At 69.6% G+C, this 14,954-nt stretch carries 16 protein-coding genes; 10 read left to right on the top strand and 6 right to left on the bottom strand.

Annotated features, from left to right (window positions below; translation table 11 throughout):
- Positions 1 to 327 (bottom strand): hypothetical protein, encoded by a 327-nt coding sequence (locus ACFYPN_RS11685; RefSeq protein ID WP_389297839.1) that lies wholly within the window; start codon positions 325 to 327, stop codon positions 1 to 3.
- Positions 328 to 377: 50 nt separating this feature from the next.
- Positions 378 to 1,406 carry an NlpC/P60 family protein gene (locus ACFYPN_RS11680; RefSeq protein ID WP_358764150.1) on the bottom strand — a complete coding sequence of 343 codons (1,029 nt, stop codon included), beginning with the start codon at positions 1,404 to 1,406 and terminating at the stop codon, positions 378 to 380.
- A 544-nt stretch (positions 1,407 to 1,950) separates the two neighbouring features.
- On the opposite strand from ACFYPN_RS11680, the gene ACFYPN_RS11675 reads away from it, so the two are divergent.
- Positions 1,951 to 2,889: a tetratricopeptide repeat protein gene (locus ACFYPN_RS11675; RefSeq protein ID WP_389297837.1), complete on the top strand. Its 939-nt coding sequence runs from the start codon at positions 1,951 to 1,953 to the stop codon at positions 2,887 to 2,889.
- A 51-nt stretch (positions 2,890 to 2,940) separates the two neighbouring features.
- Here the strand turns inward: ACFYPN_RS11675 and ACFYPN_RS11670 are convergent, their stop codons facing one another.
- The 3 genes from ACFYPN_RS11670 to pyrF all read right to left on the bottom strand — a co-directional run bounded on the left by ACFYPN_RS11670 (position 2,941) and on the right by pyrF (position 4,253).
- Positions 2,941 to 3,192, bottom strand: coding sequence for a type II toxin-antitoxin system RelE/ParE family toxin (locus ACFYPN_RS11670; protein WP_358764146.1), 252 nt, complete (start codon positions 3,190 to 3,192; stop codon positions 2,941 to 2,943).
- Complete coding sequence (locus ACFYPN_RS11665) at positions 3,189 to 3,443, bottom strand: type II toxin-antitoxin system prevent-host-death family antitoxin (RefSeq protein WP_389297835.1); 255 nt, start codon at positions 3,441 to 3,443, stop codon at positions 3,189 to 3,191. Before ACFYPN_RS11665 ends, ACFYPN_RS11670 begins: the two co-directional genes overlap by 4 nt.
- Before the next feature lie 114 nt (positions 3,444 to 3,557).
- Positions 3,558 to 4,253: an orotidine-5'-phosphate decarboxylase gene (gene pyrF / locus ACFYPN_RS11660; RefSeq protein WP_358764142.1), complete on the bottom strand. Its 696-nt coding sequence runs from the start codon at positions 4,251 to 4,253 to the stop codon at positions 3,558 to 3,560.
- A gap of 1,026 nt (positions 4,254 to 5,279) precedes the next feature.
- Here pyrF and ACFYPN_RS11655 point away from each other — a divergent pair.
- The 7 genes from ACFYPN_RS11655 (at position 5,280) to ACFYPN_RS11625 (ending at position 11,658) form a co-directional block, all read left to right on the top strand.
- Positions 5,280 to 6,248, top strand: coding sequence for a hypothetical protein (locus tag ACFYPN_RS11655; protein WP_389297833.1), 969 nt, complete (start codon positions 5,280 to 5,282; stop codon positions 6,246 to 6,248).
- A gap of 169 nt (positions 6,249 to 6,417) precedes the next feature.
- Positions 6,418 to 6,579, top strand: coding sequence for a hypothetical protein (locus tag ACFYPN_RS11650; RefSeq protein ID WP_358762540.1), 162 nt, complete (start codon positions 6,418 to 6,420; stop codon positions 6,577 to 6,579).
- Between the two features lie 62 nt (positions 6,580 to 6,641).
- Entirely contained in the window at positions 6,642 to 8,048 is a 1,407-nt protein-coding gene (locus ACFYPN_RS11645) for a glycosyltransferase (RefSeq protein ID WP_358762538.1), read from the top strand.
- 171 nt (positions 8,049 to 8,219) lie between these two features.
- A complete protein-coding gene (locus ACFYPN_RS11640; RefSeq protein ID WP_389297830.1) occupies positions 8,220 to 8,621 on the top strand; it encodes a hypothetical protein in 402 nt (133 codons plus the stop codon).
- 508 nt (positions 8,622 to 9,129) lie between these two features.
- Positions 9,130 to 9,516: a DUF6281 family protein gene (locus ACFYPN_RS11635; RefSeq protein ID WP_389297829.1), complete on the top strand. Its 387-nt coding sequence runs from the start codon at positions 9,130 to 9,132 to the stop codon at positions 9,514 to 9,516.
- Between the two features lie 242 nt (positions 9,517 to 9,758).
- On the top strand, positions 9,759 to 10,496 hold the full coding sequence (locus ACFYPN_RS11630; protein WP_389297827.1) for a hypothetical protein: 738 nt from the start codon (positions 9,759 to 9,761) through the stop codon (positions 10,494 to 10,496).
- 520 nt (positions 10,497 to 11,016) lie between these two features.
- Positions 11,017 to 11,658, top strand: coding sequence for a TetR/AcrR family transcriptional regulator (locus ACFYPN_RS11625; protein WP_358762531.1), 642 nt, complete (start codon positions 11,017 to 11,019; stop codon positions 11,656 to 11,658).
- 246 nt (positions 11,659 to 11,904) lie between these two features.
- On the opposite strand, the gene ACFYPN_RS11620 is transcribed toward ACFYPN_RS11625, so the two are convergent.
- A complete protein-coding gene (locus ACFYPN_RS11620) occupies positions 11,905 to 12,666 on the bottom strand; it encodes a GDSL-type esterase/lipase family protein (RefSeq protein WP_389297939.1) in 762 nt (253 codons plus the stop codon).
- A gap of 130 nt (positions 12,667 to 12,796) precedes the next feature.
- Here ACFYPN_RS11620 and ACFYPN_RS11615 point away from each other — a divergent pair, with 130 nt between their 5' ends.
- Complete coding sequence (locus ACFYPN_RS11615) at positions 12,797 to 13,846, top strand: WD40 repeat domain-containing protein (RefSeq protein ID WP_389297825.1); 1,050 nt, start codon at positions 12,797 to 12,799, stop codon at positions 13,844 to 13,846.
- A gap of 173 nt (positions 13,847 to 14,019) precedes the next feature.
- Positions 14,020 to 14,904 carry a septum formation family protein gene (locus tag ACFYPN_RS11610; RefSeq protein WP_389297823.1) on the top strand — a complete coding sequence of 295 codons (885 nt, stop codon included), beginning with the start codon at positions 14,020 to 14,022 and terminating at the stop codon, positions 14,902 to 14,904.
- Positions 14,905 to 14,954 lie beyond the last annotated feature (50 nt).

Raw genomic sequence — 14,954 nt, 5'->3', positions numbered from 1 at the left:
TCAGGTGGGTATCCACGCCGGCCACCACCCCGGCACGTTGTCCCCGCAGACCGGCGCCGGGTAGTCGTCCGGCATCCCCAGCCAGGTGGCCGCGAGCCAGATGAAGAAGAGGGTGGCGGCCGTGCCCGCCGCGATCGGCCACCCGCTGTGGAACCGCCGCCCCAGCAACCCGTACGGCAGGACCCAGCACAGGGCGCCGACGATCCAGAGCGGGACGAAGAGGGCGACCAGCGTGAGCGAGTTCGCGGAGGAACCGCCGACGTCGCAGGTGGCCCAGGCTCTGCCGATGAGGATGCCGGCAGCCGCCGCCGCGAGGAAGCCGGACACCGCGCCGACGCCACACCCTCGGCCCCCATGTGGATGGCCCTACGACACGATCAGATGCGGACCGCGCCGTAGAAACTGCCGATGGTGCTCATCGACTCGTAGCGGACGTAGGCACCCGGGTAGGGGGCGTGCAGCACCTTGCCGCCGCCGGCGTACAGCCCGACGTGCGAGTTGCCGTTGAAGAAGACCAGGTCGCCGGGGGCCAGCTGGCTCTGCCCGATGCGGGTGCCCTGGTTGATCTGGGTGTACGTGGTGCGGGTGATCTCGACGCCCGCCTGGTGGTACGCCCACTGGGTCAGGCCCGAGCAGTCGAACGAGTTGGGGCCCGTGGTGACGGAGTGCGAGTACGGCATGCCTATGCGCGTGCTGGCCGCCTGGAGCGCGGCGGCTCCGAGGCCGGATGCGGCAACCTCGTTGCCGAGGTCGACACGGCTTCCCGAGTCACGGCTGGCGCGCAGTTCCTTCTGGGCCATCTCGGCGCGTTCGGCGGCGGTCAGGGTGTTCAGCAGGTGCTGGGCGGCGGCGAGCTTGCTCTGCGACGCCTTCTTGCTCTTGCCGAGTGCCTCGCGCACCTCGGCGAGTTCGCCGAGCTTGCCCTGCGCCTCCTTGCGCTCCTGAGCGAGGGTGCGCTGCTTGGCCTGGATCTTCTCCAGCGACTCGGCCTGCTTGGCCGTGAGGCTGTCCAGGGCCGAAGCCTGGTCGAGGAAGTCGTCCGGGTCCGAGGAGAAGAAGAGTTGCACGGAGGGGTCGATGCCGCCGCTGCGGTACTGCGCGGTGGCGATCGAACCGAGCTCGTTCCGCAGGTCGTTCAGGTCGTCCTGCTCGCGCGCGACCTTGTCCTGGATCGCGTCGACTTCCTTCTTGAGCTTGTCCTGCTGTTCCTTGGCGCCGTTGTACTTCTCGCTGGCCTTCTCGGCCTCTTCGTAGAGCTTGTCGACCTTCGCCTTGACCTCGCTCTTGGTCGGCTTCGGGTCGGCGTGGGCAGCCTGGGAGGTCAGGGCGACAGCAGCGGCGGCGGTGGCGGTGAGCACGGTCACGCGGGCGCGGCTCGGCGACTTGGGACGACGGTGGGACGCCACGGAGGCGAGCTCCTTCTCATCGAGCCGCCCACCGGGCCGCTGAAGGAGCTGAATTCCAGGCTCCCGGCACGTCACGGTCACGACGGCGCTTCGCTGTCACCCGGATGGGTGTTAGGTCGTGCGAAGGTTCGAGCCCTGACTTTAGTGACCATCCCGTGATGGGAGCAATCTCCACCGGAGGAATAGGGGCGCGAGAGAGGTTTCTTTACTCACCACGCACGGCGTGTAACGACAGCCTGACCGTTCGCAAGGGGATTGACCGCTGGCGCCGACATGTTTCCGCCGCGTCCGACTCGGTCGATCGGGGCGTCGGCGGCACGTTCTGGGCTTTCCGCGTGTTTGGCACTTTTCATGCTTTCCGCACCTTCAAGGGCGGCATCCGCACCCCTTGGCGTGCCGTCCGTGCGAAACGGGACCGTGGGGCGGCGTCACCGCTCCCCACGGCACCCGGGGTTACCCTCGTGCGATGTCGAATCGAGCGGTGACAACCGGAGTTGGTCTCGCGCAGGTGTTGGCGCACTGCGGAGGCAGCCCGGCAGCAGCCGTGCATTATCTGGCGGGTGCCATCGCCTCCGCGCCCGGGGACCCCCAGCCCTATGCGGCGCTGGAAGAGCTGTGGCGTGACCGGCCGGCGGAGCTGGCCGAGGTCCTGCGGGGTGCCCCCACCATGAGGCTGGTGCTGGCGCAGTCGTACGTCTGCTTCCTCGAAGGCGACATGGACGGCGCGGCGCGAGCGCTCGGCTCGGTCACGGGTGTGCAGCCCGACATCGCCTGGGGCGAAGCCCCCTGGTTCGGCGATACGCGGTTCCTCGACGCGGTGAGTGCCGACGCGCTGGCCGAGGCCGCGATGCGCACGATGGACCGAGGGCGCGTTCGGGACACCGAGAGCACGCGGGAACGGTTCCGGCCCTGGTTCCGCGCCATCGACGCGGTGACGGTCGCTGCCCGCCGGCCGTCGCCCGACGCGCTGGCCAGGATGGCGATCCTGCTGCGGACCTGTGGTCTCACCGACGCGTCCTTCGCCCTCTGCGACCAGGCGGACTCCGTGGAACGGGTCATGCTGACGGAGGTCGTACGAGCCGGCACGTGGCGGGAGCTGGGTGATCCCGAACAGAACGAGGCGGCCCTGAAGCGCGCGCTCGCGCTGGATCCGGCCAACTGGTCGCTCCATCTCGACCTGGCCGACCTACGCGTCGAGCAGGGCGACTTCGAGACCGCCGTCCGGCTGATCGACCAGGGCTTGGAGCACGAGCCGACCGAGCCGACACTCCGCGCCGCCGGGGCCGCCTACCGGGCACGGCTGACCGGCTCGCCGACCGCGCTGAGCGAACTCATCGAGCTGGCGGCGGACCTGCCGAACAGCTCGTACCGGGACCTGCTGGTCGACCACGCGTGCGCCGGCCCCGAGCTGCCCGCCGAACTGGTGGAGGCGGCCCGCCGCATCCGGAAGCCACTGCCGCCCGCGCCCACGTCGTCGCTGTGAGACCCGCAGGACCCTCCCGGCCGGACGGCTCGTGTCTCCGTGTCTTCCGGGTCAGCCGAGCCGGCCGACGTGGATGACCACGATGGTGTGGGCGGCCTCCGTGATCTCATACAGGACCCGGTACCGCCCCACGTGTATGCGGCGCGGGTCGGGTGAGCCGTACGCGGCGCTGCCCTCGGGGCGGGGCTGCTCGGCGAGCAGATCGACGGCGTCCATCAGTTGGCGGAGCCCGTGGGGGTCGTCCGTGAGGAACCGGGCGGCTGCGTCGATCGCCACCTCGTCCCAGACGACCGTGTACGTCAACCGCGCTCCAGCCCGAGCCGGGACCGGACCTCGTCATGCACCCACGCCGGGGCGGAGCCCGCGTTCTGGCGTACCCGGTACTGGGCGAGCGCCGGAGCGTCCTCCAGATCGGCGAGTTCCCCGGGACTGATGAGTACGGCCGCAGGCAGCCCGTCGTCGGTGATGGTGATGCGTTCCCGTGCGTGGGAGGTACGGCGCACCAGGGCCACCAGCCGGGATCGGGCTTCGGCGATGGGGAAGGCGTCACTCATCCACAGAACTCTACGGTCCGTGCGTCGGTCCCTGCGTCTCCCGGCGCGGAGGACCGCCGAGCCCGTCACGGATCGCTTCCCACGGTGACGGTGCACCGGACGACTGCCCTGTCCTTACAGAGCCTGAGCCGCCTGGACCAGCCGGAATGCGGCCGCCGGGTCAGCGGCACGAGTGACCGTTCGACCGACGACCACGTGTGACGCCCCAGCGGTGAGAGCGGCACGAGGTGTCCCCGGACGGGCGTGGTCGGCCGAAGGCTCACCGGTCAGCGCGATGCCCGGAGTGACGATCAGGGCATCCGGGCCCAGCATGCGACGCAGGGCAGCGACGTCCTGCGGCGAGGAAGTCACGCCGTGGCATCCGGCCTTCTGCGCCAGACGGGCCAGCCGGAGCACCTGCTCGTCCACCGTGTCGCCGACACCGATGTCGGCAAGATCCGCGTCGGTCATGCTGGTGACCACGGTCAAGGCGAGGATGCGCAGCCGGGGGAAGTCGCGGGCGGCGTCGACTGCGGCGGCCATGATGCTGCTGCCGCCCATACCGTGCACGGTGACCATGGACACGCCCAACGCTCCCGCGGCACGAACCGCCCCGGCGACCGAGTTCGGGATCTCGAAGAGTTTGAGGTCCAGGAAGACCTCCTTGCCTTGTGCAACAAGGTCCTTGACGATGTCCGGCCCCGCTGCGGTGAGCAGTTCCAGACCGACCTTGTAGAAACGGCACTCGCCGCCCAACTGCTCAACCACAGCGTCAGCGGTCGCGCGGTTGTCACAATCCAAGGCCACGATGACCTGGCTACTCGGTTCCATGGGCGTAGTCTGCCGCCATCTTCGACGGGACCGGATGCCGGGGCGGATCAAGCCGAACCGGGGGACCCTTTCCGGTCGCAGCGCTGGGCAGTGGACCGGTACTGACTGATCATCAGGAGCACGGTTGCGCACCGTCCGGCAGCCCGGCCGAAGCGCTGCCCCGCCCCGCCCTGAAAAGTGGAGTGCTCACGCGGGTGAGAAGCGGACGGGCCCGCTCCCTCTTCGCCTCGACCGGTGCCAATTTCGCACGTATGCGCAGGGGTTGCCCCTGCGGAAAACGTGACAAGTGTGCCCACGGTGTGATGTACGGTGATCGCGTCATCACGTTCCGTGCGCACATCCGCGCGTGGAGCGGCCCCCGGAGGTGCAGACACACCGTCCCGAGGGCCTTCACCCCATTGGACAGACAGAGGGTCCGCAGAGATGCTTTGGCATGCTATCTCGCCGGTGTTGGACACGGGCGGGCGTTCGAGGTTGCTGGTCGGCTCGCGCCGGATGAACAGCGACGCGAAGATCATTTTGTTGTACGTGGAAGGGCTCCCGGACGAGGAACGTCGAGGGATGATGGGCCCGTTGTGGGATTACGCGCGGGCGGCGGGCATCGACTCCGGTCCGTTCAAGAAGGCCAAGAGGTTTCTGAGGCGCGAGGGCCATCTCAACGAGTGGTCCTACTCGTACGGGAACGGTCGTTGGGCGACCGCGCAGATCCTGTCGAACGCGCCGATCACCCTGGCGGAGGCGAAGGCGGTCTGGGCCGTCCGGGGGTGCTTGCCGGCCGGTCGGGACGACGGGTGGGGCGACCGGTCGGACGCGTCGGACGAGCGGACGGGCGGCGCTTCGGGTGAGGGGCCCGGTGGGGGCCGAGGCTGGGGGCGGGCTCGGGGACCGGCGCCGTCGGAGAGCGCATCGCCGCAGGTCGGTCCGAGTGACGTAGGTCCGACTGCCGGACGGACGTACAGGCGGGAGGGCGGCGGCTACCCACCTGACGGACAACTGATGGCGCGCTCATCCCACCTACCTACCTGCGTGGTTCAGGATTCGAAAGCTGAACGAGGTTGGTTCGAAGCTCGGTTCGAGGACGGGTTCGAGGGACGGTTCGCATGGGGGCCGCTGCTGGAGGACGAGTCCGACGTGGGCTTCTGGTCGGAGCCGCCCCAGTGGATGATCGAGCAGGACCCGGTGGGGGTCGCGCCACAGGGGGCACCGATGGCGTCGGCGGGGCCGGTGGGGCCGGTCGCACCCGTGGAGTCCGCGGACCAGGGGGCCGTGCGGGAGACCGCGCCGGTGCCCGAACCCGGTCCCGCAGCCCCGGAAGCGCCGGAGTCGGTGGCCGAGTCCGCCCCCGATGCCGCGGCTGTCCTTGACCCCGAAAGCGGTCCCGTACTCGAACGCGTTCCCGTAACCGTTCCCGCCCGGGGGGAGGGCTGGACGATTCACATGGTGCGGGCGGAGCAAGTGCTGCTGTCGCTGGGGAAGGAGTCCAGGCAGCTCCACCTCGGGGTGTACGAGGCGCGGAGGCTGGTGGACAAGGCGGCGGAGTGGCTGCGGCGCGGTATGCCGGCTTCCGAGATGCGGTACGTGCTGAGTTCCGCGCTGCCGCAGGACGGGGTGAAGTCGGCGGTCGGATTCCTGATGCACCGCCTGAAGGAGAAGATGCCGCCGGAACCTGGCCACAGGCGGGATGTGTCGCCGGAGGCGTCCCGTCCCCAGGGTGTGGACGGGACGCCTGGCAGGGACCGGGACCCGGCCCCGGAGGCGGTGGCGCCCCCGCCGTTGCTGGTTTGCGAGGGGCCGGGCGACGAGCACATGTTCCGGGCGTACGGGGGTCATGTGAAGTGCGGGGAATGCCGACAGACCGAGGCGTACGAGCGGTGGGCGGCGCAGCGGGAGGCGGCGGCCCGGGCGCGGGGCGAGGACGGGTTGACCGGGGACGGCAAGGGCGGCTGGCGCGACCGCCTCGCCGAGCTCGCCGCCTCACGGGGCGGCGACGGTTAGCCGCTGTGTCCGTCTTTCCCTCCACGTCCACGGGTCGGCAGGAGGCGCCGTGCCGGACTGCGTCCCGCGTGCCCGTCGCGGAAAGTTCACTCTCCGGCTGCCGCCCGGATCTGCACCTGCCGATCTATTGTTCCGCTGACATATGTGCGGATAAGGGAGGTTGTGCCCCATGTCGTATGGATCGATCGGTGGTTCGGGCGGGGTGCTGGCGGCGACGGGTGTGGCGGCGGGACAACTGTGGCTGGTCGTGGCCAGTGCGCTGCTGACGCTGGTTGGTGCGGGGTTGGTGCGGTTCGGGTTTCGTCGGGGCCGCGGACCGGTCGACAGGTGAACGGGGGCACGACAGTGGTGCCCGGTGCCGATGCGCCGGGCACCGCTGGTTCTCGTCCCGGCGTGCCGCTCCTGCCCCGGGCCAGGCACGCACCCTCATGGGTGCTGGTCCTGGTGGGCGTGGTCCCGCTGACCGCGTTCACCGCCTGGACCGTCGCCCACGCGGCGGCCGCGGTCGAGGAACTGGGCGGGCACGGGTCCACCGGGGCGCTGGCCGTGCCGTGGCTCGTGTCGTTCCTGCTCCTGTGGTGGGTGCCCGTGTCCTGGCTGGAGCGTCCCCGCAAGGCGGCACCGGCCGCGGCGGCCGACCTGGACCGGCTCACCGTGACCGTGCAGATTCCTGTCTACAACGAGGACCCGCCCGCCCTCCGTGCCTGCCTGCACTCCGTCCTCGTGCAGTCCCGGCAAGTCACCCGTATCCGCGTCGTCGACGACGGCTCCGCCCATCCTGACGGCACTCCGATGGCGTATGACGACATCCACGCCGAACTCATGGAACGCGCGGCCGCCCGCGGCATCACGGCAACCTGGGACCGCACCCCCAACCGCGGTAAACGCTGGGCCCAGATGCACGTCCTCGCTCACGACGACGCCGACGTCTTCGTCACCCTCGACAGTGACTCCATCCTCGACGTGGACGCTGTCGCCGAGGGCCTCAAACCCTTCACCGACCCGAAGGTGCAGTCCGTCGCAGGCCAGGTCCTCGTCCTCAACCACGACGCGAATCCGCTCACCCGGCTGATCTGTCTGCTCTATCTTCCTTTCACTCGCGGGCTGCGCAGCGCCCAGTCCGTCCTACGCAGGGTCACCATCAACTCCGGAACCCTCGCCTTCTACCGGGCCGACGTCGTCCGCGCAGCCGCCGGAATCTATGAGCGCGAGCAGTTCTGCCGCCGGCCCATGCAGATGAACGACGACTCCATGCTCACCTTCTACGCCCTGCTCGCCGGAGACACCGTCCACCAGCCCTCCTCCCTGGTCTTCACCCTCGCCCCCGAGCGCTGGCAGCACTACCTCAACCAGCAGATGCGCTGGATGCGCGGCACCACCGTGCGCCACCTGTGGTGGCTGCGCTACATGCCCCTGGGCGGCATCGTCTTCTGGACCACCGTCACCGAGTACCTCCACCTCATCCTCGCCCTCGCCATCACCACCGCCGTCCTCCTCCACCCCGGCCTCAGCGAACACCTGGGCACCGTCGCCGCACTCGGCGCCCTCATCGGCACCGCCATGAGCTACCTGATGGCCCTGCGCCTCTTCACCGTCTCGCGCACCGACATGACTTTCCGTCAGAATCTGCTCCTGTACGCGGCGGCACCGCTCGCAGCGCTCTGGCGCACCCTCGTCCTGCGCCCGATGTACCTCTACGCGATGGTGACCTGCCGCCACGTCAACCATTGGGGCACCCGGGACGCCGTCGAGGTTGGCCTGAGCAGCGGCAGGCCGGCACGGACCGACGCGAGCGCTTGACCGACCGGCACCACCGGCCCGAGCCGCCGGGGCGGTGCGGCACGGGACTGAATGCGCGAAAAGTAACCCCTGCTGCCGGAGTGTCCTGAGTACACCGCATGACGCGTGACCAGACTGCTGTGGATCGCCCGGCGTCGTCCGCCGGGCGACGCCGATCTTCGAAGGGGAATCATGCGCAAGACGACGTCCCTCCTCCTGGCACCACTGGTCGCTGCGACGCTCGCGACCGGTGCCGGAACGGCGCTGGCCGATCCGGTGGAGATCATCGCCCCGTACGCACAGGCCGCCGCCGAGGTCTCGGCCTTCGGGAACCTGGCAAAGGCCAAGAGCATCGACAGGGTGGACCGCAAGCAGACCGGCGTCTACTGCGTCCACGTCTCCGACAAGGACATCGACCTGAGCCGCAGCGTGCTCACCGCCACCCTGCGCAGCCACGATTCCCAGGGTGGATCGATCCGCGCCCTCACCGAACCCCAGGCGGTCTGCGGCAACGACCCCAGCACCATCTTCGTGGCCACGTTCCGTGCGGACGGCCTCCACGTGAACTCCGGCTTCTTCGTCACCGTCCAGTAGCGTCACCCGTCCACCCCAGCAGCCCTCCTGGAGGAGTCGCCGCCCACCAGGCGGGACAGGTGGGCGAGGACAGTCGGGCCGGGGATGCGGGCTCTTCCCGGCCCGCCACGTGAGCCCGGTACCGCGTTCGTCCCCGTCGGGCCCGACAGGGCACCGCCCGAGGGGCGAGAGGCCGATGCGGCGGGCGATGAGCCGTGAGCCAGGACTGAGCCGCGGCTGTCGACGTGGCCGAGCGGTCGCCGGGCTTCGTGGCGGAGGTGCGACGTCGAACACGTCACCCCCACACAGGTCCGCGCGGACGGCCCCCAGCGCGGCCCCGTGGAGCTCCTGGGGCACCGCTCGGCCGGCCCGAAAGTGACCCGCCCCGCCTTCCCCGGACCGCGTGATCGCCATCGGTCCGAGAAACCCACGTGCGAGGGGAACCCGATCCGGGTCGCCGACGTCGAATGGCGGAACTCGACAGCCCCACCCGGGCTGTTCTTCGCAACATCGATCGAGGGGGACACTCATGAGCTGGATCAGGCGATCCGCAGGCGGGCTAGTGGTGGCGGTCATGGCGATGGGGGTGGCCGGGTGCACGTCCGAGAGCACGAACAGGTCAATCGACTGCGCCGCCCCGGTCTTCACCTATCAGAGCACTTCCTATCGGATGGTCCCGGACGCGAATTTCTCGCCCGGGAAGAAGCTCGGCGTGGCCACCGCGCCGGCCTGCGACGACACCGAGGGCAAGAGCGAGGACGCGGTCATGAAGGAGGCCGCCTATGAAGTGGACGGCGTCTCTCCCAAGGTGGCCATCGCCCTCTACGGGGACACAGCGAAGACAGCCGCGCTCTTCGTCGTCGACTCCGGCTCCGGGCTTCCGCCCGAGGTGCAGAAGCTGATCGACCCTTCCTGACCCTTCCTGGCCTCTGCCCCCTTCCTGCCTTGAGACGCGGGGCTCGGTGTGGCTTCACGGTTGACGCCACACCGAGCCCCGCACATCGGAGATGGTTCGCAGCCGCGATCGATCTGGACGCCTCGCCCGCAACGGCTCGATGCGAGCCCGGCGCGCGTCGGCAACGGCACACGCGATCAACGATCGGCGGGCTGATTCTGCGACCGTGCTGCCGCCTCGGAGAGAAGGAACGACCAGCCGACATGGCAGTGACGATCGAGCGAAGTGACGCGCGTGCGTGGCCGGACGAGCAGATGGCGGAGCTGTTCAGCGAGGGTTTTCCCGACTTCATCGTTGCCGACCGACTGGTGAAGGAGTACATAGGAAGGGTCCGTGAGTGGTTTACCGGCCTGGATCTCACGCTTGTGGATGAGCACCAGGTACCTGTCGCGTCGGGGTGGGGGGTACCGATCCAGTGGGACGGCGTGACGGAGACGCTGCCCACCGGTTACACCGATGCCCTGGTGCGCGCGGTCGAAGATCGCGAGAAGGGGCTCGAAGCCGACACCCTCGTCATCTGCGGAGCTGTGGTCACCCCATCGCTCAAGGGGCGCGGGCTCGCGGGGGAGACCCTCAGGGCTCTGCGGCGAACGGGCGAAGAAGCCGGCCTGTCCAAGGTCGTCGCGCCGGTGCGCCCGACCACCAAGGCCCTGTATCCGTTGACACCCATCGAGACCTTCATGCGATGGACCCGTGAGGACGGGATGGCCCTCGACCCCTGGATCCGCACCCATCAACGTCTCGGTGCCACGATCCTCTCTGCGGCACCCGCATCGCAGACGATGACCGGTACGGTCGCCGAGTGGGAACAGTGGACGCGGATGGCCTTTCCCGAATCGGGTGACTACGTGATTCCAGGCGGGCTGAGCCTGCTTCGGGTCGACCGGACCTCGGACCACGGCGTGTACCGGGAGCCCAACATCTGGATGCGCCACAGCTGAATGCAGGGGAAGTCCGGTGCGGGCCGGTCCTGCAAGTGCGGTGAGCCCGACAGTGAACGCCCCGACAGCGAATGCCCCAGCAGCTGATCCCGGCAGCTGGTCCCGGCAGCTGATCCCGGGCACCCGGTCGGCGGCCCTACCGTCCCGCCGGTGCTCCGTAGCCCCGTGCGCCACGCAGGAGTTGCGTTCGGCAGGCGTGGGCGGCAGGCGTGGGCGGCGGGCGCATGGCGCTGAACGACGCGCCCAACCACGCCGTGTGCGCCGGTTGGAGAGTGTCACCCGTCCGAGTGGGCGCGGCAGAATTTCCGTGCAGGTCTTCGAATTCCCCATCGAGACATGGCAGATAAGGGCTGCTCTCTCGTACGGCATTTCGCACGTCAACGCTTCCGCGTTCGAAAGCTGCATGGGTGGCAGTGGGTTACCCATCGCCCATCGAGAGTGATGTGCGAGGACAATGACTCGGGCGGTTCGATGCAGAGGCGACCTGAACCTCTCCCGCGCTTCTGCCTAAGGAGGACCGGTGACGGACAGCTGGGGGACTCTGGGAACCGAGTCCGTGGACAGGATTCGCACACGGGAGCGCGCCCAACTACTCGACGCGGCCCGTGCGATGTTCGGCACGTTCGGCTACAAGCAGACCACCGACGAGGAAGTCTGCCAAAAGGCCGGTGTCCCGGTCTCGATGCTCTACGAGGAATACGGCTCGCTGGAGGGCCTGTTGATCGCCCTGCACGACTGGGTGACGACCAAGGGCCTGCGTGCAGCCGAGAACGCCATGATGGCCGAGGGCATGGACGAGTGCTCGATGGTCGAGCGGACGAGGGTCCTCTTCGACGCCTATGTGAAGGCGGTGACCGAGGACCCCCGCGAAGCCCGGGTGACCTTCGTCGAAGTGCTGGGCGTGAGCCACGCGGTGGACGCGCACTGCAAGCGGTGGCGTGACGTGTGGGCGCACTGGCTGACCGGCGAGACCCAGCGTGCGGTGGCGCGGGGCGAGGCGGAGGAGGGCGACCACAAGGCGGACGTGCTCGTCATGGTCGGTACGGTCCACGAACTCATGGCCCACCACACCCGGCGGTCCCGACGGGCCCGTCCGGAAGACGTCTCGCGCGAGCTGTGGGAGCTGGCGCTGTCGATGCTGGGGACGCAGCGGACGGGCTGAACCGGCGTACCGGCCGGCGCGGTGCACCGGCAGGGCCCGTTCGCCGGCCGGGATATGTGGGAGGCGCCCCGCGTGTCCCGGCCGGTCGTGGTCCTGGGCTCCTGTGCGGTGAAGCCCGCGCGTGAACGCCATGGGATACAAGTCCCGCCTGCCGGGACGTATCACCGGCAGGCGGGAGGCCGCAGATTATCAGTGGCATGCACACGTACTGCGGGCGGGGTGAAGGACGTGTACGCGGGGCCGCCGTCAGAGGGCGGGCTCGGGCACCGGTACGACCCCCGCTGTCGGTACGGCCGCTGCTCCCCGTACGGCCTCCGCCTCGGACGCGGGTGTGTACGGGCCGCCCAGTGACCACGCCCGGTGCAGCGCGTCCGCGAAGGCGGCGGCCAGCTTGTGCTCGCCGCTCGGGCCCGGGTGCGTGCCGTCGTACGTATCGGTGTGGATGTCGTAGCCGGAGGGGTGGCCGGCCAGCAGGACCGGGGACGCGGGGGTGGAGAGGTCCGCGGCAGCCTGGGCGAGGAGCCTGTTGAAGCGTGCGCAGGAGGCCGCGAAGGGCGCGTCGGATTCGGCCCGGATGTTCGGTATGACCGGCAGCAACACGAGCTTGACCTGCGGGTTCGCGGTGCGGGCGGCGACGATGAAGGCGCGGGCGTTCGCCGCGGTCTGCTCGCAGTCGGTGTAGAAGCCGAGGTCGATGAGGCCGAGCGAGACGAGCAGCACGTCCGCACCCGACGCGGCCACCGCCTCCCCGATCACCGGCGCCATGTGGAGCCAGCCCTCGCCCCAGCCGGCCAGGTGACGGCGGGCCGCAGCGGGGAAGGACGGGTCGGCGTACGCGGTGGAGACCGGGGCGTCGGACTCCGCGTCGTAGAGACCGGTCCGCGGGCCGACGATGGCGTAACCGCCCTCGCCGACGGTCGCTTCGAGGTGCTGCCACATCCGGTGGCGCCAGGTGAAGTCGCCCGCCCGGCCCACGGTCATCGAGTCGCCGACGAAGAGGAAGCGCACCGCGTCCGCGCGTACGGTCGTGCCCCCACCGCCGCAGGGCGTGGAGTCGGCGGCGGCAGACAGGGAACGCATGGCGTCATCATCCCCGATCCCCCGTTCGGGCCGCACCGTGATGATGGACACTTGCGCCATGCGTGCCTCTCTCACCGCCCTCGGTACCGCCGCCCTGCTGCTGCTCGCGGGGACCGTCCCGGCCCAGGCGGACGACGGCGCCGATCAGACCTTCACCATCGAGGACCCGCGGATCACCGAGTCCAGCGGCCTCGCCGCGAGCCGCATCCACCCCGGCGTCTACTGGACCCACAACGACAGCGAGGACGGCCCCTACCTCTACGCCGTCGACTCCCGGACCGGCAAGACCGTCGCCACTGTCACCATGACCGGCGTGGGCGATCCGCGTGACGTGGAGGCGATCTCGATCGGCCCGGACGGGAACCTCTACGTCGGCGACATCGGCGACAACCTCAACGGCACCTGGGACCACGTCTGGATCTACCGCCTCCCCGAACCGGAGGTCCTGAAGGACGTCACCGTACGTGCCACCCAATTCGACGTGACATACGCGGACGGGGCCCGCGACGCCGAGTCCCTGATGGTCCACCCGAAGACCGGCCGGGTCTGGATCGCCTCCAAGAACAGGGCGGGCGGCGGCCTCTACGAGGGCCCCGCACACCTCTCCACCCACGGGAACAACGTCTTCCGGCGCGTCGCCGAGGTGCCGTGGGTGACGGACGGAGCGTTCTCCCCTGACGGTACGCGGCTGGTGTTGCGCGGCTACCTCGGCGCCGACGCGTACACCTTCGACGACGGGAAACTCGGCGACGAACGAGGCGTGGGCGCCCCGTTCATGGGACAGGCCGAGTCGGTCACGTACACGGCGGACGGCACGGCGCTGATGTTCGGCTCGGAGGGGGAGCGGAGCCAGGTCAGGCGGTTGGACGTCAAGGGCACCAACGCGGCGCAGTCCACGCCCGCGCCGGGCCGCACCGCGGGCGGGGCCGGCGCGTCCTCTCCGGCGGAGGCCGGGGGTAAGGGAACCGGGGGCGACGAGGGCGCCGGGGGCGGCAGTTCGGACGGCGGGAGCGGGACCGGGAAGGGCAGGACGGCGCTCGGCGGCCTGGTCGTCATCGGCGCGGTGTGGTTCGTGATCCGGAGGAAGCGGCGGCGTACGGGCGGCTGACGGCCCGGCAACAGTGTCGCGTGCCCATGACACCCGCCCATGACACACGCCCATACACACGCCCATGACGCACGCCCATGGTGCACGGCAGTCGCGCGCACAGGATTGTCACAGCCATGCCATACGATGCGCTTTCCAGTTCGCCACACTTCCGCCTGAGGAACCACACGTCAATGTCTTTCGGTACTAAGTCCCCCTATGTGCGCGGAATATCCGTCGCCGTCGTCCTTCTTTCCGTCGGCGCCTCCGGATGCTCGGTCGCCGAAAGCGCCAAGGAAGGCATCAAGAAGGCATCTCGTCAGGAGTCCGTCTTCTCGCTGGACGTCGGCGACTGCTACAACCCGAACTCGAAGCCCGTCGCCGACGGCGAGTCGGGCGAGGAGTTCGCGGTCGAGGTCGTGCCCTGCACCGAGCCGCACGACGGCCAGGTCTACGGCGAGTTCAAGGTGGACGACGGCGCCTACCCCGGTGACGACGCGATCGTCGAGGCTGCCGACGCGCGCTGCCCGGCCGAGGAGCTGAAGTTCGCCCCCGACACCTGGGCCGTCCCGACCGGCGTCTCGGGCTCGTACTACCAGCCGACCAAGGACTCCTGGGCCACCGGTGACCGCCTCGTCACCTGCACGTACACCAAGGACTCGGGCAAGATCACCGGCACGCTGAAGAGCAAGGCCATGAACGCCGACCAGCTCGCCTACCTCAAGGGATCGAGCGCCCTCTACGAGGCGCTCTGGGCCAACCAGCCCGAGGCGGACGCGGTCGAGGACGACCTCGACGGCTACAAGGCACAGGCCACCGCCGTCACCGCCGCGCTGGACACCCACCTCTCGGCGCTCCAGGGCATCGAACAGCCGGCGACCGTCAAGCTGCGCTCGGAGCTCGACAAGGCGAACCAGGCATGGAAGAAGGCCGCGAACGCCGCCGACGTCGACGCCTTCTACCTCGCCTACGACAAGGCCTTCAACGGCATCGACCCGAGCAAGTCCGTCGCCGCCCGCAAGGAGCTGGGACTCTCCACCACCGTCCCGGCCGACGAAGCGGGCGTCTGGGCCGGCTGATGAGCCGACTCCGGGCGGAGTCGCGGCTGACGACACCACCTGGGCCCCAC

It is taken from the genome of Streptomyces sp. NPDC005576, from assembly GCF_042871745.1.
In the GTDB taxonomy this organism is placed as follows: domain Bacteria; phylum Actinomycetota; class Actinomycetes; order Streptomycetales; family Streptomycetaceae; genus Streptomyces.
Note: the sequence above shows the minus strand (reverse complement) of the source record. Positions and strands in the feature narration are given on the sequence as shown.

Coding starts and splice junctions, on each gene's coding strand:
- ACFYPN_RS11665 (WP_389297835.1), bottom strand. CDS start 3,443: ATGAGTGACGCCTTCCCCATCGCCGAAGCCCGATCCCGGCTGGTGGCC.
- pyrF (WP_358764142.1), bottom strand. CDS start 4,253: ATGGAACCGAGTAGCCAGGTCATCGTGGCCTTGGATTGTGACAACCGC.
- ACFYPN_RS11635 (WP_389297829.1), top strand. CDS start 9,130: ATGAGCTGGATCAGGCGATCCGCAGGCGGGCTAGTGGTGGCGGTCATG.
- ACFYPN_RS11650 (WP_358762540.1), top strand. CDS start 6,418: ATGTCGTATGGATCGATCGGTGGTTCGGGCGGGGTGCTGGCGGCGACG.
- ACFYPN_RS11610 (WP_389297823.1), top strand. CDS start 14,020: ATGTCTTTCGGTACTAAGTCCCCCTATGTGCGCGGAATATCCGTCGCC.
- ACFYPN_RS11630 (WP_389297827.1), top strand. CDS start 9,759: ATGGCAGTGACGATCGAGCGAAGTGACGCGCGTGCGTGGCCGGACGAG.
- ACFYPN_RS11640 (WP_389297830.1), top strand. CDS start 8,220: ATGCGCAAGACGACGTCCCTCCTCCTGGCACCACTGGTCGCTGCGACG.
- ACFYPN_RS11615 (WP_389297825.1), top strand. CDS start 12,797: ATGCGTGCCTCTCTCACCGCCCTCGGTACCGCCGCCCTGCTGCTGCTC.